Annotated in this window: 18 protein-coding genes; 5 read left to right on the top strand and 13 right to left on the bottom strand. The window is 69.3% G+C overall.

The window, feature by feature from the left end:
* Nucleotides 1–9: 9 nt before the first annotated feature.
* Nucleotides 10–549: a hypothetical protein gene (locus EU555_RS11855; protein WP_135414839.1), complete on the top strand. Its 540-nt coding sequence runs from the start codon at nt 10–12 to the stop codon at nt 547–549.
* A gap of 434 nt (nt 550–983) precedes the next feature.
* Here the strand turns inward: EU555_RS11855 and EU555_RS11845 are convergent, their stop codons facing one another.
* The 3 genes from EU555_RS11845 to tesB form a co-directional block, all read right to left on the bottom strand.
* Entirely contained in the window at nt 984–2486 is a 1503-nt protein-coding gene (locus EU555_RS11845) for an ammonium transporter (RefSeq protein WP_135414838.1), read from the bottom strand.
* Nucleotides 2487–2569: 83 nt separating this feature from the next.
* Nucleotides 2570–2908, bottom strand: coding sequence for a P-II family nitrogen regulator (locus EU555_RS11840; protein WP_135414837.1), 339 nt, complete (start codon nt 2906–2908; stop codon nt 2570–2572).
* Between the two features lie 252 nt (nt 2909–3160).
* Nucleotides 3161–4039, bottom strand: coding sequence for an acyl-CoA thioesterase II (tesB, locus tag EU555_RS11835; RefSeq protein ID WP_135414836.1), 879 nt, complete (start codon nt 4037–4039; stop codon nt 3161–3163).
* Nucleotides 4040–4165: 126 nt separating this feature from the next.
* Between tesB and EU555_RS11830 the strand changes: the two genes are divergently transcribed.
* A complete protein-coding gene (locus EU555_RS11830) occupies nt 4166–5434 on the top strand; it encodes an FAD-dependent monooxygenase (protein WP_135414835.1) in 1269 nt (422 codons plus the stop codon).
* Between the two features lie 51 nt (nt 5435–5485).
* Here EU555_RS11830 and EU555_RS11825 read toward each other — a convergent pair whose 3' ends face one another.
* The 9 genes from EU555_RS11825 to EU555_RS11780 all read right to left on the bottom strand — a co-directional run bounded on the left by EU555_RS11825 (nt 5486) and on the right by EU555_RS11780 (nt 15601).
* Nucleotides 5486–6010, bottom strand: coding sequence for a hypothetical protein (locus tag EU555_RS11825; protein ID WP_135414834.1), 525 nt, complete (start codon nt 6008–6010; stop codon nt 5486–5488).
* Between the two features lie 55 nt (nt 6011–6065).
* Nucleotides 6066–6698, bottom strand: a complete 633-nt coding sequence (locus EU555_RS11820) for a response regulator (RefSeq protein ID WP_135414833.1) — start codon at nt 6696–6698, stop codon at nt 6066–6068.
* A complete protein-coding gene (locus tag EU555_RS11815; RefSeq protein WP_245524256.1) occupies nt 6695–8122 on the bottom strand; it encodes an ATP-binding protein in 1428 nt (475 codons plus the stop codon). Before EU555_RS11815 ends, EU555_RS11820 begins: the two co-directional genes overlap by 4 nt.
* Before the next feature lie 372 nt (nt 8123–8494).
* The gene (locus EU555_RS11805) at nt 8495–10960 is read right to left on the bottom strand and encodes a TonB-dependent receptor (RefSeq protein WP_135414831.1); all 2466 of its coding nucleotides are present in this window, start codon (nt 10958–10960) and stop codon (nt 8495–8497) included.
* Nucleotides 10961–11220: 260 nt separating this feature from the next.
* Nucleotides 11221–11883, bottom strand: a complete 663-nt coding sequence (gene aat / locus EU555_RS11800) for a leucyl/phenylalanyl-tRNA--protein transferase (RefSeq protein WP_135414830.1) — start codon at nt 11881–11883, stop codon at nt 11221–11223.
* A gap of 166 nt (nt 11884–12049) precedes the next feature.
* Nucleotides 12050–12343, bottom strand: a complete 294-nt coding sequence (locus EU555_RS11795; RefSeq protein WP_135414829.1) for a hypothetical protein — start codon at nt 12341–12343, stop codon at nt 12050–12052.
* 309 nt (nt 12344–12652) lie between these two features.
* Entirely contained in the window at nt 12653–14008 is a 1356-nt protein-coding gene (accC, locus tag EU555_RS11790) for an acetyl-CoA carboxylase biotin carboxylase subunit (protein WP_135414828.1), read from the bottom strand.
* A 101-nt stretch (nt 14009–14109) separates the two neighbouring features.
* The gene (gene accB / locus EU555_RS11785; RefSeq protein WP_135414827.1) at nt 14110–14598 is read right to left on the bottom strand and encodes an acetyl-CoA carboxylase biotin carboxyl carrier protein; all 489 of its coding nucleotides are present in this window, start codon (nt 14596–14598) and stop codon (nt 14110–14112) included.
* 199 nt (nt 14599–14797) lie between these two features.
* A complete protein-coding gene (locus tag EU555_RS11780; protein WP_135414826.1) occupies nt 14798–15601 on the bottom strand; it encodes a DsbA family protein in 804 nt (267 codons plus the stop codon).
* Nucleotides 15602–15791: 190 nt separating this feature from the next.
* Between EU555_RS11780 and EU555_RS11775 the strand changes: the two genes are divergently transcribed.
* The 3 genes from EU555_RS11775 to EU555_RS11765 all read left to right on the top strand — a co-directional run bounded on the left by EU555_RS11775 (nt 15792) and on the right by EU555_RS11765 (nt 20338).
* Nucleotides 15792–16952, top strand: coding sequence for an aminotransferase class I/II-fold pyridoxal phosphate-dependent enzyme (locus EU555_RS11775; RefSeq protein WP_135414825.1), 1161 nt, complete (start codon nt 15792–15794; stop codon nt 16950–16952).
* A 13-nt stretch (nt 16953–16965) separates the two neighbouring features.
* Nucleotides 16966–17736, top strand: a complete 771-nt coding sequence (locus EU555_RS11770; protein ID WP_135414824.1) for a class I SAM-dependent methyltransferase — start codon at nt 16966–16968, stop codon at nt 17734–17736.
* A 391-nt stretch (nt 17737–18127) separates the two neighbouring features.
* Nucleotides 18128–20338, top strand: a complete 2211-nt coding sequence (locus EU555_RS11765; protein WP_135414823.1) for an ELWxxDGT repeat protein — start codon at nt 18128–18130, stop codon at nt 20336–20338.
* Nucleotides 20339–20481: 143 nt separating this feature from the next.
* On the opposite strand, the gene EU555_RS11760 is transcribed toward EU555_RS11765, so the two are convergent.
* The gene (locus EU555_RS11760) at nt 20482–20958 is read right to left on the bottom strand and encodes a VOC family protein (RefSeq protein ID WP_135414822.1); all 477 of its coding nucleotides are present in this window, start codon (nt 20956–20958) and stop codon (nt 20482–20484) included.
* Nucleotides 20959–20964 lie beyond the last annotated feature (6 nt).

Below are 20964 nucleotides of genomic sequence, written 5' to 3'. Positions count from 1 at the left end.
AGCTTCGCGATGACGTCGCAGACCACCCCGCCCGAGCCCATCGTCGCCCTGCCGCTCGCCGCCTTCGTCCAGACGGCCCTGACCGCGACCGAGCGTGTGCCGGAAACGGCCGCCGCCGTCGTGCCGGCCGGCGCGGAGGTGCCCCTGCGGCGCACCGCGCTCGTCAACGCGATCGCGGCGCGCAGCGCCACCAACGCGGTCGCCACGGTGGAGCTCCTGTCCGCGCGCCCGACCCCGGACGTTATCGGCGAGCTCTCCGCGATGCAGGCCGCCTTCGTGCGCCAGCTCTGGAAGATCGACCAGGACTGGCGCGCCGGGATGATGCGGATCGTCGAGGGGGCGCTGTCGCTGCGCAGCGCCAACACCCTGTCGAAGATCATGGAGCAGGAGCTCAACCTCGTCGGCCAGTGCGGCGACCTGACGGCGACCTACGTCACCAGCACCGCCGCGCTGATCGAGAATACCAGCGTCGGCTACTCGTTCTGGCTGAGCCAGAAGGTCAAGGAGATGCACGCCGCGACGGCGGCCGAGGCGCAGGGCGCGCCGTAGGGGCCGCCCGGCTCCGACACGGCTCCACCTCGGCTGACTTCGCGCTCCGGCGCGAGGCCGTCGCCCTTTCAGGCGCGAGGCGAGATCTCCCGAGGTAAGACCGCGTTCCGTCCCTGCACGACCGCCGGATCTACGCCGCCTCGCCTCGATCACGAGAGCTTCGCGGTCCTTGGCCCGCTCGCCCTGCTCAGCGTCGCCTTCTATCCGGTTCTTGTTCATCGGCCCGCAGGTGCGCTCCACGCTTCCTCTCCTCGGTCGGTCACCCTTCCGCAGTTGCGCATCACGTCGCTCGCCGTGACCCGCTCACGGAGGGACTTCCACCCTCAAGAACGCGCCCATGCTGGGCGCACAAACGCGAAAAAGCCCCGGTGCGGCTGCACCGGGGCTTGTCTTGATCTCCGATGCAGCCGGGGCGAGGCCGCCCCGGCCGGATCTCAGTAGTTGTAGGCCCGCTCGCCGTGATCGGCGAGGTCGAGGCCCTCGCGCTCCTCGTCCTGGGTCACCCGCAGGCCGACCACCACGTCGACGATCTTGTAGAGGATCGCCGAGCCGATGCCCGACCACAGGATGGTGAAGCCGACCGCCTTGGCCTGGGACAGGAAGGCCGGGCCGAACTCGTAGGCCGCGGCCACCAGCTCGCCGGGCTTGGTGGAATAGTCGGGGATGCCGACCCCGCCGAGCGCCGGGTTGACCAGGATGCCGGTGGCGAGCGCCCCGATGATGCCGCCGACGCAGTGCACGCCGAAGACGTCGAGGGAGTCGTCGTAGCCGAGCGCGTTCTTGACGGTCGAGCACATCACGAAGCAGACGGCGCCGGCGACGAGGCCGAGGACGATCGAGCCCATCGGGCCGGCGAAGCCGCAGGCCGGGGTGACGGCGACGAGGCCGGCGACCGCGCCCGAGAGCATGCCGAGCAGCGAGGGCTTGCCCTTGGCGGCCCACTCGACGAGGAGCCACGACAGGCCGGCCGCCGCGGTGGCCACGAAGGTGTTGATCATCGCGAGCGCCGCCGAGCCGTTGGCCTCGAGGTTGGAGCCGGCGTTGAAGCCGAACCAGCCGACCCAGAGCAGCGAGGCGCCGATCATCGTCATGGTGAGCGAGTGCGGGGCGAGCAGGTCGCGGCCGTAGCCGATGCGCTTGCCGATCATCAGGCAGCCGACGATGCCGGCGATGCCCGCGTTGATGTGCACCACGGTGCCGCCCGCGAAGTCGAGGGCGCCCCACTTGAACAGCAGGCCGGCATCGGCATTGACGGCGTCGAGCGCGTCCTGGGCCGACTTCTTGGCCGCCTCGTCGGTGGCCGCGGCCAGCGCCTTGGCGGCGTTGCCGACCGCGTCGGGGCCGCCCCAGTACCAGACCATGTGCGCCATCGGGAAGTAGATGAAGATCAGCCACAGCGTGCAGAACAGCAGCAGCGCCGAGAACTTCATCCGCTCCGCGAAGGCGCCGACGATCAGCGCCGGGGTGATCATCGCGAACGTCATCTGGAAGCAGACATAGACGTATTCGGGGATGACGACGCCGTTCGAGAAGGTGGCGACGGTGGCGTTCGCGTCGACGCCGCGCAGGAACGCCTTCGAGAAGCCGCCCACGAAGTCGTTGAGCCCGCCGCCATTGGTGAAGGCGAGGCTGTAGCCGAAGAAGACCCAGATGATGCAGGCGAGGCTGACGATCGCGAAGACCTGGGTCAGGAGCGACAGCATGTTCTTGGTGCGCACCAGGCCGCCGTAGAACAGGGCGAGCCCGGGCACCGACATCAGCAGCACCAGCGCGGACGAGATCAGCATCCAGGCGGTGTCGCCCTTGTTGGGCACCGGTGCCGCCGCGGCGGCAGGCGCCGCCTCGACGGTCGGCGTCTGCGCCAGGGACGGCTCCACCAGGACCAGCGCCAGCGCGGCGCCTCCCAGGCCCAGAGCCAGGACGTTGCGAAGCTTCATGGAAGAGGAACTCCCGATCGATTCAAAGCAATGACGTGACGGAAGAGGTCGCGGGGCGTCGTGGTCCCGCGCGGGGTCCGCCCTCAGAGGGCGTCGGCGTCGGTCTCGCCGGTGCGGATGCGGACGGCCTTCTCGAGCGGCATCACGAAGATCTTGCCGTCGCCGATCTGGCCGGTGCGGGCGGCGGCCGCGATGGTGTCCACGACGTTCGAGACGAGGTCCACCGCCACCGCCACCTCGATCTTGAGCTTGGGCAGGAAGCTGACGGCGTACTCGGCCCCGCGATAGATCTCGGTGTGCCCCTTCTGCCGGCCGTAGCCCTTCACTTCGGTCACGGTCAGGCCGTGCACGCCGATGCTGGTGAGGGCGTCGCGGACCTCCTCCAGCTTGAACGGCTTGATGATGGCCATGACGATCTTCATGGGACGAGCCCCCTTTCGATTGGCGTCTCCGCCCGGACGGGCCGGGTCGAGGCGTGATCCGGCGCCAGGGCGAACCCGCTGGCCCTGGCGCCGGTCTCGGAGGGTCTCAAATCAAGGAACGTGCCACGGACCGGTCCCGGACCTACGGACAAGCTGCCCGGTTCCTGGGCCGATTGCGGATATTGAAGCCGCTCACGGCGGCAATGCAGATCAAAAAATCATCAGGTGATCAAAAAGAATGCAGTTTGCCGCTCAGGCCTCCGGCTCGGGCGCCACGCGTTTCTCGCGGATCATGCCTTCCTGGGCGACGGAGGCGACGAGAGTGCCGTCGCGGGTGAAGATCAGCCCGCGGGAGAAGCCGCAGCCGCCGGAGGCGCTCGGGCTGTCCTGAGCGTAGAGCAGCCACTCGTCGGCCCGGAACGGCCGGTGGAACCACAGCGCGTGGTCGAGGCTCGCCGGCTGGATCGTGCTCTCGAACACGGTGCGCCCGTGGGGCGCCAGGGACGTGTCCAGCAGGGTCATGTCGGAGGCGTAGGCGAGCACCGCCTGGTGGATCGCCGGATCGTCCGGCAGGGCCGAGGTCGCCCGGATCCAGACGTGGAAGCGCGCCGGCCCGGGCTCGCGGGAGCCGTAGCGGGCGAGCTCGACCGGGCGCAGCTCGATCGGGCGCTCGCGCTCGAAATAGGCCCGGACCGGGTCTGGCATCCGCGGCATCACCGAGGCCTTGAGCGCGCCCTCGCCGGGCAGGGCCTCGGGCATCGGCACCGCCGGCATCTCGGCCTGGTGGCTGAAGCCCGGCTCCTCGACGTGGTAGGAGGCCGACATCGAGAAGATCGGCCGTCCGTGCTGGATCGCCACCACCCGCCGGGTGGTGAAGCTGCGGCCGTCGCGGATGCGGTCGACCTCGTAGATGATCGGCACCTTCGGGTCGCCGCCGAGGAGGAAGTAGCCGTGCAGCGAGTGCGGCCGGCGCTCCGGCGGCACGGTGCGGGTCGCCGCGACCAGGGCCTGGCCGATCACCTGGCCGCCATAGACCCGCTGCCAGCGATCCTTGGGCGAGCGGCCCCGGAAGAGGTTCTGCTCGAGCGGCTCGAGGTCGAGGATGTCGAGGAGGTCGGCGACCGCGCGCAAGGGAGGGATCCGGATCGGTGGAGGGGCGCGTAGCTGACGCAGGCCGATGCGCGCCGTCAAGCGACGCGCGGGCCGCCGACGTGCTAAGAGCCGTGCCCGACGGAACGAGCAGCGGGCCGGTGCGACATGGTGCGGGACGAGGGTGCGAGCGGGCGGCGGGGCGCGGCGCGGGAGATCGTCGTCGCGGGCGGCGGGCTGCCGGGGCTGGCGCTGGCGCTGGCCTTGCGCCAGGCGCTCGGCGATACCGTGCGGGTCACGGTCTGCGACCCGGCCTTCGGCCGCGCCGATCCCCCGCGGGACCTGCGCGCCTACGCGGTCGCGGCCGCCGCCCGGCGGATGCTCGAGCGTCTCCGCGTCTGGGACGCGGTGGCCCCGGGCGCCCAGCCGATCCGCGAGATGGTGATCACCGACAGCCGCCTCGCCGACCCGGTGCGGCCGACCTTCCTGACCTTCGAGGGCGAGGTGGCCGAGGGCGAGCCCTTCGCCCACATGATCGAGGGCGGCGGGCTGCTGATCGCCCTGCGGGATGCTGCGGCGGCGGCGGGCGTCGTGCTGGAGACGAGCCCCGTGCTCGCGGCTTTGCCGGAGACCGACCGGATCACCGCGCGCCTGCCGGACGGGCGGCAGATCCGGGCCGATCTCGTCGTGGCGGCGGACGGCGCGCGCTCGCGCCTGCGCGAGGCCGCCGGCATCGGCTGGGTCGGCTGGTCCTATCCCCAATCGGGCATCGTCGCGACCGTGGCGCATGAGCGCGACCACGAGGGCCGGGCGATCGAGCATTTCCTGCCCTCCGGCCCCTTCGCGGTGCTGCCGCTGCCGCCGGGCGGGTCCCTCGGCCACCGCTCCTCGATCGTCTGGACCGAGCGGCAGGCCGAGGTGCCGGCGCTGATCGGCGGCGGGCCCGAGGAGGCCCTGACGGAGGTCGAGCGCCGTTTCGGCTTAAGCCTCGGGCGCATCGCCCTCGAATCTCCCTTGCGGGCCTACCCGCTCGCCTTCGGCATCGCCCGGCGCTTCGGCGCCCGGCGCCTGCTGCTCTTGGGCGACGCCGCCCACGTCATCCACCCGATCGCCGGGCAGGGACTGAATCTCGGCCTGCGCAGCGCCGCCGCCCTGGCGGAGGCGCTCACCGACACGATGCGCCTCGGCCTCGACCCGGGCGGCCCGGAGGCGCTGGAGACCTACGAGCGCAGCCGGCGCTTCGACACGCTGGCGATGGGCGCCGCCACCGACGGCCTCAACCGCCTCTTCTCGACCGACGCGCTCCCGGTCCGCCTCGCCCGCGACCTCGGCCTCGGCCTCGTCGACCGGCTGCCGGGCCTGAAGCGCATGTTCATCCGCGAGGCGGCGGGGTTGCGGGGGCGCCAGCCGCGGCTGATGCGCGGGGAGGCGTTGTAGGGAGCCGCAACGATCGGTGCTCGACCGACTGATGGGAACGTCGAGCGGCGATCAGGGCCGATCGACCTGGTAGCCGCATCGCTTGAGCCACCATCGCGGCACAACGTTGACTGAAGCGTCCGGAGGTAGCGTGTAGAACGCAAGTTTCCGATAGCTCCATGCGTGGAACTTGCAATCCTTGAGAACTGCCGTGTGCAGAAAAAACTGAAAGTCCCTTGGTGCCTCGTAGAGGGAGGTCAAGAAGGAGTGCTCTTCGACGTCGTCTGCGCCGAATGCCAGGACGGCGCGGTGCCGGATCCGATCCGCATAGAGGCCGACGAGTGAGATCGGCAGAAGAACGGCGAGGATCACGAAGACCGACGGCCGCAGCGCATCGGGAACGACGTTCCGGAGGGGCCGCACGAAGACCACGGCGGACGCTGCAACGCAGAGGGCCGCGAGCACCTGCCAATGCTCCAGGCCGAGCCTGTCGGACCAGACCGTTGCCAGAGCAAGCGGCTTCACGGGATCGCCGAACAGCACCGACGTCAGCCATCCATACGCGAGAGCCGCAAGGGTGAGCTTCAGGAGCCGCATGACGGGCCGCTCTCCGTGGCGGGGGTCCGGCACGGCGCGCTGGACGCGCTCGCCTTCACCGCAGGTCGGCCGCGTGCCGGACCGCGAAATGCGTCAGCTCCGTCAAGGTCGCCACCCCGAGCCGCTGGCGCAGGGCTGCACAGGCATTCGTCACGGTCTTGTAGCTTACCGAAAGATCCTCGGCGATCGCCGCGTAGCCCCACCCCTCGGCGAGCAGGGCCAGAATGCGCCGCTCCCGCGCGCTCAAGGAACCGAGCAGGGAGCGGCGCGGATCGGCCTGGAGCAGGGCGACCTCGGTAGCGAGGCGGCCGTCGAGGTAGGGCCGCCCGGCGCGGACCTGCTCGTAGGCCCGCACGAGGTCGCCGGTCGGCGCGTCCTTGAGCACGTAGCCGACGGCGCCGGCGGCGAGCGCGCGGGCGACGATTGCCGGGTCGGCGTGCATGCTGAACACCATCACGCGGGTCGCGGGCGCCCGCCGGCGAAGCCGGCCGATGAGCGCCAGACCGGCCAGCTCCCGGCCCGTGAAGGCAAGGTCGATGACCGCCACGTCGGGCCGGTGGCGCAGGATCGCGCGATACCCCTCGGCCAAGCCGGAGGCCTCCCGCACCTCGGCGCCCGCATCCTCGAGCAGGCGGCGGGCGCCGCGCAGCACGATCGGGTGGTCGTCGACCACGACGACCCGGGTCACGCGGCGTCCTCCCCGGGGATCTCGGAGCCTGCCGGGAGCGCGATCCGCAGGGCCGTACCGGGATCGCGCGGCATCAGCGCCAGATGGCCGCCGAGCGCCTCGACCCGCTCGCGCATGCCGGCGAGGCCGCGGCCCTCGTCCCGGTCCGGCCCGAGGCCGCGCCCGTCATCCTCGACGGCGAGGCGCAGGGTGCCGTCCTGCTCCGCGACCTCGACCGTCACCCGGGTGGGCCCGGCATGGCGCAGGGCGTTGGTCAGCCCCTCCTGCACGCAGCGATAGAGGGTGAGGTCGACGAGATCGCCGTAGCCGGAGCGGAGCGGCGCGAAGCGGCCCTCGACCCGGATCTCCGGATGGTGCTGGGCGCTCTCGCGCACCAGGAGCTCGAGGCAGCGCCCGAGCGGCACCTGGCCGAGCCCGGCCGGGCGCAGCCGGTTGAGGAGCGCGCGGTTGATGGTCTGGACCCGCTTGACGATCGCCGCGATGTCGTCGGTGCGCTGGATCAGGCGGGCGCGGGCCGGCTCCTCAAGGGTCGCGGCGATGCGGGCGATCGAGGAGGAATTGGCCTCCAGCGCGAACAGGCACGGGCCGAACTCGTCGTGCAGCTCGAGAGCGGTGCGCCGGCGCTCGTCCTCCTCGGCGGTCAGCAGGCGGCGGGTGAGCCGCAGGTTCGCCGCGCGGGCGGCCCCCAGGACCTCGGCGAGGCGGTTGAACCCGGCCGCGATCACGGCGAGCTCCCGCGTGTCGGGCCGGCCGACCCGGACGGCGTAATCCTGCTGCTCGAGACGCGTCAGCCCGGCGGCGAGCTGGGCGAGCGGGCTCAGGATCCGCCCGAATGCCGCATGCAGGATCGCCAGCATGGCGAGGCTCAGGCTGAGGCCGGTGAGGCCGAGCGCCACGGCGTAGCCCCACACCTCGTCGATCTCGTCCGACGGCTCGGCGGTGACGAGCGCCGTGCCGATACGGGCGCCGCGCAGCACCAGCGGCACCTCGTGGCGTTGCGCCGGAGGAGCGACCAGGTGGGCGAACCATTGGGGCGCCCGCCGCGTGCCGTCCCGCCGCGTCCCGGCCTCGGCCGGCTGGTTCGTCGCGTTGAGCAGCGTCACCCGGACGTGGCGCAGGCCCTGGAAGCGGACGGCCAGGGTACGGAACAGGCCCGGCAGGGGCGCGTCCTGGAGCGCCTGCAGGGTCTCGGCGACGAGCGGCTCGACCACCGCCATTGAGGCCGCGGTCTCGACCTCGGTCGCCGTGCGCGCCTTGTGGATGATGACCGCCCCCGAGATCGCCGCCGCCATCAGATTGATGAGGACGACCACCACCATCAGCCGCGCCCGCATCGGGCGGCCGGACCAGAGGGCAGGCAGCCGGCGCCGCGAGGCTGCGTCGGACGGGAGCTCGGAGGCGGGGGGCGGCGAAGTCGGACGCAACGGGCTCTCGGGGAGGCGGGGGAATCCCGCGACGGGCGCTGTCCCGAAGATGCCTTCGGGACCGGACAAGACGCGGGGTCCCCCCTCTCCCGTGTGGGAGAGGGGCCGGGGGATCGAAGATCCCGCACGGGCCTGCGGCCCGCGTGAGGGTAACACGCTTCAGGGTGAAGCGATGAGCGTCGTGCTGGCCCCGGTACCGTTCGAGCCTAATCCGGCACCGTCGCCACCCTCACGCGGGATCTTCGATCCCCTACCCCTCTCCCACACGGGAGAGGGGATCCCGCGCTTGTCCGGGCTCGAGGATGTCTCTGGACGGCGCCCGCGCGACACGAACCTGCCGGTCTGCTCCGTGTCAATGCGATCGGACAGCCATCACCAGGTCATCCGCACGCCGCCATAGACCGAGAGCGGCTGCACCAGGGTGGTGCTGCGCGGATCGTTCAGCACGTAGCGCCCGGCGAAGGCGTTGTTCGGCTCCAGGAAGGTGCCGAAATTGGCGTAGCGGTTGTTGAACAGGTTGGTCACCAGGGCGAAGACCTGGACGGTCGGCGTCAGCTGGAAACTGGTGTTGAGGTTGGCGGTGACGTAGGCCGGCAGCTTGCGGTTGAGGTTCGACTCGTCGCCGCGGAAATAGGAGGACGAGAACGCCTGCACGTTCATGCCGAAGCGCCATTGCGGCGTGATGGCGTAGTCGAAGCCGGCCTTGATCTGGTGGTCGGGCACCAGCGGCACCTTGTTGCCCGGGCGCACGGTGATGAGCCCGTCATCGGCCAGCGGGTTGTTGGGCGAGGACAGGTCGCCGCGGAACTGGAAGGTGGCGTCGATGAGCGCGTAGTTGGCGTAGAGGCTCAGGCGCTCGGTGGCGTATTCCGCCGCGACCTCGAGGCCCTGGCGCCGGGTCGCCGGCACGTTGACGTAGTAGCCCCGCGCCGCGTTGCCCGGCACAGCGATCTGCAGGATGTCGTTGGTGAGGTCGGTGCGGAAGGCGCCGATCTTGTAGGTCAGGAGGCCGCCCTCGTAGACATTCGGCACCGTGCCGCGGAAGCCCACCTCGTAGCTGCGCGCCTCGACTTGGCGCAGCGGCGGGTCGGCGACGAGGGAGTTCGGCAGGAGGCAGGGCCGGCTCGGGTTGGCGCAGGCGAGCTCGAGCGGCGTCGGCGCCCGGTTCGACTCGGAATAGCCACCGTAGAGGGTCAGCCAGTCGTAGAACCGGTAGGTCAGGCCGGCGACGGGGTTGATGCGGTTGTAATAGTGCGTGCCGGTCACGTCGGGCGAGAAGCCGGTGAGGTCCTGGGTCGCGATCCGGGCGAAGTTCAGCCGCGCCCCGGCAGTGAGCGCCAGCCGGTCGGTGACGTCGAAGGTGTCGAGGGCGTAGAGGCCCATATAGAGGTTCGAGCCGCTGACCTGGCTCGGCGCGATGCCGAGCGCGCCGGCGGTGCGGATCGGTCCGGTCCCGAGGCCCGGAATCGTGCCGTAGGTCGGGTTGAGCGGGTCGGTGGTGACGCTGAGGTCCGGGTTGATGACCCCGAGCGTGCTCGCCGACTTGAACGAGTAGTTCGCGACGTCGATGCTGCCGCCGACGATGAAGGTGTTGCCGTGATCGAACAATCGGTCGCGGTTCGTCGCCTGCAGGCTGCCGCCGTAGCCGGTCGCCTCGGTCCTCACCGTGTCGAGCGTGCCGTAGGGGATGCCGGCCCGGAACGGGATCTGCTGGTTGCGCGGCCCCAGGATCAGGAACTGGTTGCGGAACTGCGCCTGGGTCTGGCCCGGCAGGGCCGTGAACCCGTCATCCTCGAAGCACAGGAAGCCGCGGAAGTTCGAGCGCGACGAGCAGTTCTCGAAGTTGCCGTCGTTGCCGTCGACGTATTGCTGGCTGAAGCGGCGGAGATAGGCGTTGCCGGCGAGGTCCCAGGTCGGCGAGACCGCGACCTTGCCGGTGACCTGGATCTGGCCGACCTCGGTGCTGGTGGTCTGCGGCGAGGTGAAGATCGCCCGCTCGTTGGTGCGGGTGAAGTCGACCGGGGTGGCGGCGGCGGCCCCGAAGAAGGTCTTGGCGCCGGACGCGATGACGTGGAACTCGGAATCCAGGCTGCGGTGGCCGATATCGGCGTAGACCCGGCCGATCTCGGAGGGCGACCGGTAGCGCCAGCCGGCGTCGCGCAGACCCTCGCCGGCGAAGTAGAAGCTCCAGGGGCCGATCACCTCGCCGTACTGGAGCGTGCCGAGGATGCGGCCGTTCGAGCCGCCCATCACCGAGACTTCCTTGCCCTGCCAGGTGAAGCCGTTCTTCATCTCGATGTTGACCGCGCCACCGAGCGCGTTGAGGCCGAAGAGCGGGTTGCCGGTGACGATGTCGATGCGGTTGATCGCGACCTGCGGGATCAGGTCCCAGTTCACCACGTCGCCGAAGGCCTCGTTGATGCGGGCGCCGTTCTGATAGACGGCGAGCCCCTGGGGGGCGCCCTGGAGCGGCGAGGCGTCGAAGCCGCGATAGGTCAGGGTCTGCCGGAAGCCGTTGCCCTGGCCGTCCGACAGGCTCACCCCCGGGGTGGTGCGGGCCAGCGTGAAGGTGGGATCGAGGGTGGCGCGATCCTGCTCGAGCTTCCTTGCGCTCACGGTCTCGACGGTGAACGGCACCTTGGCGAGCGGCAGGCTGCCGCCGCCGTCCGTCCGCTCGCCGGTGCCCGAGCGTCCGGTGCCGGCGGACCCCGCGACCGGCGTCACCGGCACGACATCGATCGTGTCGAGAGCGATGGTGCCCTGCCCCGCCGCCGGCGCGGCGAGCGCCGCCGACGCGAGAGCGGTCGTGACCAGAAATCCCCAGCGCGACGCCGCCATGCCCGAAAGGCTCCCCCGCCCGTGTTCTTATGCGGCGCCGTCGAGCGCCTCCCTGGGCAGGAGAGATAGCGAGCTTCGCCGTCGTGCCGCAATCCCGTCCGACGGGGCATTGCACAGTTCGATAGATTTGGGGCAGACTTCGCGGGAAGCGATCGCCGGGCGTGACGTGCGGGCAACAATCGACGATGCCGCCGGGAATGCAGTCGGGAACATTCGGCAATCGGTTTTGCTTCTTGTTCCCGGATGTTCGACTGCCCGGATCAGGTGCCGTTCAGGACCGCGACCGCCTCAGCCCCGGTGAGCGGCGCGCTGTCCCACTGCGCCGGCCGGCCGATCGCGTCGCGCAGCATCGCCTTGTAGACGTGGCGCGGAACCTCCTCGGCACCGAACTGGGCGAGGTGGCTGGTGACGAACTGCGCGTCGAGCAGGGTGTAGCCGCCGCGACGGAGCCGGGCGGCGAGGTGGACGAGCGCCACCTTCGAGGCGTCGCGGGCTATGTGGAACATGCTCTCGCCGAAGAACGCCGCCCCGAGGGAGACGCCGTAGAGGCCGCCCACCAGGGCGCGGGGCTCGCCGGCATAGACCTCGACGGTGTGGCAATAGCCGAGGTCGAACAGCTCGCCGTAGAGCGCGCGGATGCGGGCGTTGATCCAGGTTCGCGCGCTGTCCCGCCGCGGGGCGGCGCAGCCCTCGATCACCGCGTCGAAGTCGCGGTCGGTCACCACCTCGAAGCCGCCGTTGCGCACCGTGCGGGCGAGGCGCTGGCCGAGATGGAAGCGGTCGAGGGGCAGGATGCCCCGCTCCTTCGGCTCGACCCAGTACAGGGTCGGGTCATCCGCATCCTCCGCCATCGGGAAGATGCCGGCCGCGTAGGCCTTGAGCAGGATCTCGGCGGTGATCTCGACGTTCAGGCTGCCGTGCATCGACAGGGGTTCCGGGCGCGACGCGCGGGGAAGGCAGTCTTCCCCAAGCTCGGGCCCTGGCAAAGATAGGGTTCCGGGCCGCGCACGACGAGGAACGGCCCGCGGCGCTGGGCCGCGGGCCGTCCCACATCGGGAAGGGGCGGCGCTCACGCCGCCCCGGTCGGCCTCAGTTCGAGGGACCGCCCGAGGTGTTGCCGAGGTTCGGGTTCAGGCGGCTCGGCATCGCGGCATTGCCGCCCTTGGCCGAGTCGATCTGCGTCTCGAAGGTCGACTGGCCGACACCGCCGACCGGGCCCGGACGGGCCGGGACGGGAGCGACCACGGTGCCCGTGGTGATCGGGTCGACGACCGGGGCGGCCGGGGCAGGGGCGATCGGCCCCTGATAGGCGGGGGCCTGGGCGAGGGCGGGGGTGGCCAGCAGGGCGGCCACGGCGGCGAGCTTGATCACGCGCATCGTCATGTCTCTCGGTTGTGACTTGGATGGTGGCGGCGTCGACTGTGCTCGTCCGCCGCCTCACGCAGGGACGGTCCAGCCTGTCCTGGCCGCTGTTGCCGAGAGAACTGTCGGGCAGGCGCGCTGTTCCGCCCCGCTCACGAAAATCTTGCGCGCGATCGATTGCTGCGAGGCGGGAACGTGTCGGCGGGGCGGGCGTCCCGACCGTCGAGATCCGCCCCGCCTCGCCTGTCCGGCATAAACCTGCAGCCATCCCCCCCGCGCACCTCGGGACGAGGCCGTGACCGGGATGGAGCGAGGGGAGGGATTTCGCCCTCAGGCGACCTCGAGCCCGCCGGTCTTGAGGAATTCCTCGAGCCAGTGGATGTCGTAGAGGCCGTTCTGGATGTCGGCGTTGCGCACCAGGGTGCGGAACAGCGGCAAGGTCGTGTCGACGCCCGCGACCACGAACTCGTCCAGCGCCCGGCGCAGGCGCATCAGGCACTCGTTGCGGGTCCGGCCGTGGACGATGAGCTTGCCCATCAGCGAGTCGTAGTGCGGCGGGATCCGGTAGCCCTGGAAGGCCGCCGAATCGACCCGCACGCCCAGGCCCCCGGGCGGGTGGAAGTAGGTGATCGTGCCCGGCGAGGGCCGGAAGGTCGCCGGGTGCTCGGCGTTGATCCGGCACTCGATGGCGTGGCCCTCGACCCGCACGTCCTCCTGGCGCACCGACAGGGGCGCCCCCGCCGCCACCCGGATCTGCTCGTTGACGAGGTCGATCCCGGTGATCATCTCCGTGACAGGGTGCTCCACTTGAATGCGGGTGTTCATCTCGATGAAGTAGAACTGCCCGTCCTCGTACAGGAACTCGATCGTGCCGGCGCCGGTGTAGCCGAGCTCCTGCATCGCCCGGGCGACGACCCCGCCGATCTGCTCGCGCATCTCGGCGTTCAGCGCCGGCGAGGGGCCTTCCTCCCACACCTTCTGGTGCCGGCGCTGCAGCGAGCAGTCGCGCTCGGCGAGGTGGATGGCGTTGCCGCGGCCGTCGCCGAGCACCTGCACCTCGATGTGGCGCGGCTTCTCGAGGTACTTCTCGAGATAGACCGCGTCGTCGCCGAAGGCCGCCTTGGCCTCGGTGCGGGCGGTCATCAGCGCGCTCTCGAGGTCGGCCTCGCTGCGGGCGACCTTCATGCCGCGGCCGCCGCCGCCGGAGGCGGCCTTGATCAGCACCGGGTAGCCGATATCGGCGGCGATGCGCTTGGCGTCGTCGGTGTCGGTGACGCCGCCCTCGGAGCCTGGCACGCACGGGATGCCGAGGCGCTTGGCCGTGCGCTTGGCCTCGATCTTGTCGCCCATCACCCGGATGTGCTCGGCCTTCGGGCCGATGAAGCCGATGCCGTGATGGCCCAGCACCTCGGCGAAGCGGGCGTTCTCGGACAGGAAGCCGTAGCCCGGATGCACCGCGTCGGCGCCGGTGATCTCGCAGGCGGCGATGATCGACGGGATGTTGAGGTAGCTGTCGCGGGCCGGCGGCGGGCCGATGCAGACGCTCTCGTCGGCGAGCCGCACGTGCATGGCGTCGGCGTCGGCGGTGGAATGCACCGCCACCGTCGCGATGCCGAGCTCCTTGGCGGCCCGCAGGATCCGGAGCGCGATCTCGCCCCGGTTCGCGATCAGGATCTTGTCGAACATGGGGGCCTAAAGCAGGTTTCGCAAAAATGGCCGCCGGTTTCGCGATGGAAACCTGCGGCAGACCAGACGACGAAGCGGACGACGGGTCGTCCGCCGAGCGATTACTCGATGAGCAGCAGGGGCTCGCCGAACTCGACCGGCTGCCCGTCCTCGATGAAGATCGCCGTGACGGTGCCGGCGCGCGGCGCCACGATGTCGTTGAAGGTCTTCATCGCCTCGACGAGCAGCACCCGGGCGCCGCTCTCGACCCGCGAGCCGACCTCGACGAAGGTCTTGGCGTCCGGCGAGGGCTTGCGGTAGGCGGTGCCGACCATCGGCGAGAGCACCGCGCCCGGATGGGCCGCGAGCGCCTTCGGGTCCGCGTCGGCGGCAGGCGTCGGCGCGGCGGCGGGAATCGCGGCCGCGGGCAGCGGCGGGGCGACGGCGGCGACCGGAACCTGGACCTGCTGCACGAGGCGCTCGCGGGCGACGCGGATGCGCAGGTCGCCCTTCTCGACTTCGATCTCGCTGAGGTCGGTCTCGGCGATCAGGGTCGCGAGTTCGCGAACGAGCTCGGGATCGAAGGGGTCATGCTTGTTGCTGGGGGGCACGGCGGTCTTCGGCAATCGTGGTGGGGACAGGGCTGGCCCGCCGGGGCAGCGCCGGGACGGCGCGGCTGCGCGTTCCAGTCCGGCGGGCGATCGGCGGGCTCATAGACCATGCGGCCGGCGCGCGATAGGGGCGCCGGCACGCGGGCGGGACGCGCCCGTCAAGGCGCCCCGGCGCGAAACCGGGGGATCGTCGCGCCGATCAGCAGGTGGCGTGGCCGCACTGGCGCACGCCCGCCACGGTCTTGCGGATCGGCTCGACGCCGACGGCGCCCGGGATGATCTCGTCGCCGATGATGAAGGCCGGGGTGCCCGACAGGCCGAGCTTGTCGCCCAGGCCCACATTCTCCTGCAGTGCCGCCTGGATGTCGGGGGCCTGCATGTCGCGCTGCAGCCTGGCGATGTCGAGGCCCATCTCCTTGGCGACCGCGATCGCCCGCTCGCCGTTCACCCGGCCGCGGCTCTCGAGGAGGCGGATGTGGTAGTCGAACAGCTTGTCGCCCTTGAGCTGCTGCTTGGCGGCGAGCGCCACCTTGCTGGCCTCGAGCGATTCCGGACCGAGCACGGGGAAGTCGCGCAGCACGACCTTCAGCTTCGGGTCGCCCTTGATCAGGGTCTGCAGGTCGCTGAGCGCGCGCTTGCAGTAGCCGCAATTGTAATCGAAGAACTCGACCAGGGTGACGTCGCCGTTCGGGTTGCCGGCCACGAAGCCGTGCGGCGAGTTGTGCAGGGTGTCGCGCGTCTCCTTGAGGGCGCTCGCCTGGGCGACCTTCTGGGCCTCCTGCTGGCGCTTCTCGAGCTCGGCCATCGCCTCCTGCAGCACCTCCGGGTTCTTCAGGAGGTAGTCGCGCACGATCCCCTCGATCGCCTGGCGCTGGGCGTCGGACATCGGCGCGGCGGCGCCCGGGGCCGGCGTGGTGGTCGGCGACTGCGCCTGCGTCGGGGCGGCCGCGGCGACGAGGCCCGCGACGGCGAGGGCGGGCAGAAGGCGGGACAGGGGCAGCATCGTCGTCCTCTCGGGATCGTCCAGCGTCGGTGGCGCGGGCAGCGCGGTTCCGGCGCGCTCCTTGACCTGCCGGTTAGGCGGTTTCGCGGCAGGCTTGTCAAATCACGCTCCCGCGGAACGGCGGGGCGCAATCTCCGGCAAATCCCGCTATGTGCGGGGCCACACGCCGTCGCTCACCCCAGGGCCCGCCATGTCCGACACCCCCGTCTCCCGCCGTGCCGCCCGCGTCGCGCCCTTCCTGGCGATGGACGTGCTCGCCGCCGCGGCGCGGCGCGAGCGGCAGGGCGGCACGGTGGTGCACATGGAGGTGGGCCAGCCCTCGGCGCCGGCGCCGAGGAGCGCCATCGCGGCGGCGCAAGCGGCCCTCGCCTCGGGGCGGATCCCCTACACCGAGGCGCTGGGCATCGCGCCCCTGCGCGAGCGCATCGCCCGCCACTACGCCGAGGCCTACGGCGTTTCGGTCGCGCCGGAGCGGGTCGTCGTCACCACCGGCTCGTCGGCGGGGTTCGTGCTCGCTTTCCTGAGCCTGTTCGACGCCGGCAGGCGGGTGGCGATCGCGGCCCCCGGCTACCCGGCCTACCGCTCGGTGCTCCAGGCCGTCGACCTCGAGCCGGTCGGCCTCAGCTTGCGGGCCGAGGACGGCTTCGTGCCGACGGCGTCCGCCCTGCGGGCCGCCCACGCGGCCGCGCCGCTCTCGGGGCTCCTCGTGATGAGCCCGGCCAACCCGTCCGGCACGATGATCGACCAGGCGGGCCTCGCGAGCCTGGCCCAGGCCTGCCGCGCGCTGAACCTGCGCTTCATCTCAGACGAGATCTATCACGGCCTCACTTACGGCGTGCCCGCCGCGACGGCGCTCGCGGTCGATCCGGACGCGGTCGTGATCAACTCGTTCTCGAAGTACTACTGCATGACCGGCTGGCGCATCGGCTGGATGGTGGTGCCGGAGGCCCTGGTGCGGCCGATCGAGCGGCTGGCGCAGAACCTCTACATCTCGGCGCCCTACCTGTCGCAGGTCGCGGCACTCGCCGCCTTCGACGCCACCGGGGAACTGGAGGCGGTGAAGGCGGACTATGCCCGGGCGCGGGCTTTGCTCCTCAACGAATTGCCGGCTCTCGGCCTCGGCGACGTGCACCCGGCCGACGGCGCCTTCTACCTCTACGCCGACATCGCCCGGCTCACCAACGACTCGATCGGCTTCTGCCGCCGCATGCTCGACGAGGCCGGCGTCGCGGCGACGCCGGGCCTCGACTTCGATCCGGAGGCGGGCGCGCACCACCTGCGCCTCTCCTTCGCGGGCGGGGAGGCCGAGGCGCACGAGGCGGTGCGGCGGCTGAGGGGCTGGCTTCGCTGACCGGAGAGAGGCCATGAGCGACCTGCATCCCGCCGCCGCCGACGGCTTCTCGGCCGGAGCCGAGACCTATGCAAGCGGCCGGCCCGACTATCCGGCGGCCCTGACCGCCTGGCTGCGCGACGGCTTGCGCCTCGGGCCCGGCCGGTCCGCGGCGGATCTCGGCGCCGGCACCGGCAAGTTCACGGCCCTGCTCGCCGCCACCGGCGCGGCGGTGGCCGCCATCGAGCCGGTCGAGGCCATGCGGGCGCGCCTCGCCGCGTCCCTGCCGGGCGTCACGGCCCTCGCCGGCTCCGCCGAGGCGATGCCGCTGCCCGACGCGAGCCTCGACGCGATCGTCTGCGCCCAGGCCTTCCACTGGTTCGCGACCCCGGCGGCGCTCGCCGAGATCCGCCGGGTGCTGAAGGTCGGCGGCCGCCTCGGCCTGGTCTGGAACGTGCGCGACGAGGCGACGCCCTGGGTGCGGGCGCTGACGGCGATCATGAACGCCCACGAGGGCGACGCGCCGCGCTACCACACCGGCGCGTGGCGGACGGTGTTTCCGGCGCCGGGCTTCGGGCCTTTGCACGAGGCAGCCTTCCCGCACGGCCATACGGGCACATCCGAGCAGGTGATCCTCGACCGCACCCTGTCGGTGAGCTTCATCGCCGCCCTGCCGGAGGCGGAGCGGGCGCGGGTGACGCAAGAGGTGCGCTACCTGATCGCCCGCACGCCGGACTTGGCCGGGCGGGCCGAGGTGACGTTCCCGTATCGGACGCACGCGTATCGGTGCGAACGGGTTTCCTGAGGGCGACCTGGCCGTCCGGCCGGGAGACAGCGGCAGCGGGGCCGACGTGACGAAGCGCGGGTGACCGGTCGGCCGGTGGCATCGCCGCCGAGAGATGCCATGAAGAGACACGGCATTGCCCGCTCTGCCGGCCCTCGTCGTTCGCGTCGATCGGCCGAACAGGAAAATTCAGATCTCGTTCGGTGATCCTGGATCAATTTAGCCGGAATCCGCCTGCCACATGATTTCTGTATTTGTAACGGCCGCGAAATCATGTAAGGTGTCAAATTCTTCTCGTATCTATCGTCGGACTCACGACTTGCACGATCCGGGCCGACCGCTTGCATGGCGCAAGCCCCTGCGGCATGATTTTCCAGGATCGCAGCTCTCCTCATTCAGGCGGAATTAAATCATGCAAACGCTTTATTTCTCGCGCAAATATGGTTCAATACAACAACTATGGGCGGTTGACGTCAACGGCGCGCGAAAAATCACCAATCTCGGCACCAATTCAAGCAATGTGTCAAATTTCTATACGATCGGGAACAATTTGATTTTTTCGCAGGACGACGGTGTGAACGGCATCGAACTCTGGAAAAACGACGGCACGCCTTTCGGGACAGCTTTGCTCAAAGATATCAATACTGGTTCGGCGAGTTCATACCCGTCATCGTTCGCCAAAGTCAATGGCATATTGTATTTCAGCGCCACGGATGCCAACAGCGGAACCGAACTCTGGAGTACGAACGGAACGGGTGCCGGCACCAAATTGGTGAAGGACATAAACCCTCTGTCGTCCAGCGGAAGCCCTTTGAATCTCGCGGGAAGCGGGAGCACGTTGTATTTTGCCGCAAACGACGGCTATTCAGGATTCGAGCTTTGGAAATCAGATGGATCGACGGGCGGAACCTCGCTCGTAAAAGACATTTATGTCGGATCTGGCAATTCATTTCCGTCGAACTTCACGAAATCAGGTTCGATCACCTACTTTACGGCCTCCGACGGTAATTACGGGACCGAACTCTGGAGGACGGACGGGACATCGGCTGGGACATTCATGGTCAAGGACGTCTATGCAGGTCCAGGATCATCGTCCCCGTACGAACTGACCGATGTCAACGGAACCTTGTTCTTCCTCGCGGCCGGGGCCTCCAACACGACAGAACTCTGGAAGTCTGACGGCACACCCTCTGGAACGATCCGTCTCGCTTCAACCGGCAGCGGCGGCTTTTCCTCGCTGACGAATTTCAACGGCGTTTTATATTTTGAAGGATACGGCGCAGCGAGTACATCGTACGGGAGTAGGGGTGTCAGTATCGGACTCTGGAGATCTGACGGAACCGTAAACGGTACTTATAGAACGGAGAATTATGTGAGATATTATTCTCCATCTTACGAAGCAGGATCATTTGATATAGCTAATATTACCGCAATCGGAGGCAAGTTATATTTTGAAGCCAGAGTGGGTTATGGCGATCAGATATTCATGGTGAGTGCGCCAGGTGCGACGCCGACAGCGATCTACACCCTCGACCCTACTGCAACGACAGTGAGTGGTTCGAAGTTTTTCCAGGCAAATAATGAGGTATATTTTACCGGATTCGACGGTACCTACACGAATTTGTATAAGATCGATCCGGCGACCAGCGATGTGACGACCGTTGCCTTGGCGATAGACCCCACCGTGAATATTGCTGTAACGAGTGGCACCGGACTGAATGCGAGCAAAATCGTCGATTTCAATGGCGATGAAAATTCAGATTTGACCTGGATGAACACGTCCGGCGAGGTCGACGTCTGGTATATGGACGGCACGACCATCAGGGGCGGCGGCGCCGTCTTCAGTGCGGCCCCTGGGTTTCAGGTCGTCGGCCAGGGCGATACGAACGGCGACGGCCGCAGTGACATCGTGTTGCGCAATGGCACCTCGGGTGAAATCGACGTCTGGCACATGGACGGCAGGTCGATCATCGGAGGCGGGTATATCTCGAATCCAGGTCCAAACTGGACGGTTGCAGGCCTGACGGACGTCGATGGAAACAAATCGAGCGACATAATCCTGAGAAACAGTGTAACTGGTGAAATCGACGCCTGGAAACTGGACGGCAAGGGCAAGATCGCTGCCGGGAGCGGGTACATCGGAGTGCCCGGTCCGGACTGGGATGTTGTCGGAACCGGGGATTTCAACACCGATTCCCGCGGCGATCTCGCCTTGAGAAATCGCACGACCGGCGAGATCGACATCTGGCATCTCAACGGAACGACCGTGCTCGGAACCAGTGGGTACGTCGGAAATCCAGGCACGGATTGGATCGTCGAGGCAGCAGGCGACTTGAACGGGGATGGGCAAACCGACCTCGTTCTTCGCCAGAAATCAACCAATGAGCTGGATGTCTGGCTGATCAACGGCAGAAACTTTATCGACGGAAGCGGCTATATTGGATATCTTCCAGGAAACACATGGCAAGTCGATCAATCTGGCGATTTCAATGCCGACGGCAAGTATGATCTGGTTTTGCATGACACGGCGACGAACGAAGTCGATCTATGGTTCATGGATGGGGCGAAGATCGCTGGCAGCGGCGTCGTGTCGAAACTGGATAAGAGTTGGGTGTTGAGCTGATCCGGTTCGATCCATCAGGCTGATGAGAGGGCTGTCGCGTGTCGGGACGGCCCCCGGGGCGCCCCGGGCGCATGGAGGCGGTCCAGGCCGCCCTTTGAGGCCCACCGGCGCGAGCGGGTCGGCGACGGCGGGCAGCCGGCCGCTCATCCGGCGGCCGCGCGCTCCAGCGCCGCGACGTCGAGCCGGACCATGCCCTGCATCGCCGAAAAGACCCGCGCGGCGACGGCCGCGTCGGGATCCTTGAGAAGGCGCGGCAGGATCTCCGGGACGATCTGCCAGGGCACGCCCCAGCGGTCGCGCAGCCAGCCGCACTGGATCTCCGACCCGCCGCCGGCGACGAGGGCGTCCCAGAGGCGGTCGACCTCGGCCTGGTCGGGGCAGGAGACCGAGATCGAGGCGGCGGTGCCGTACTCGGCCGGCACGCCGCCGTTGAGCGCCTGGAAGCTCTGCCCGCCGAGGGTGAACTCGACCAGGATCGCGTCCCCTGGCTCGCCCCCAGGCCAGGGCCCGGGCGCGCGCAGGATCGGGCCGAGGCGCGACCCCGGCACGAGAGCGACGTAGCTGCGCACCGCCTCCTCGGCAGCGCGGTCGAACCACAGGCAGGTGGCGATCGTCGGCATGGCTTG

The sequence above is a fragment of the Methylobacterium nonmethylotrophicum genome (assembly GCF_004745635.1).
Taxonomy (GTDB): Bacteria; Pseudomonadota; Alphaproteobacteria; order Rhizobiales; family Beijerinckiaceae; genus Methylobacterium; species Methylobacterium nonmethylotrophicum.
The sequence above is the reverse complement of the archived record's forward strand: the minus strand, read 5'-3'. Positions and strand labels throughout refer to the sequence as shown.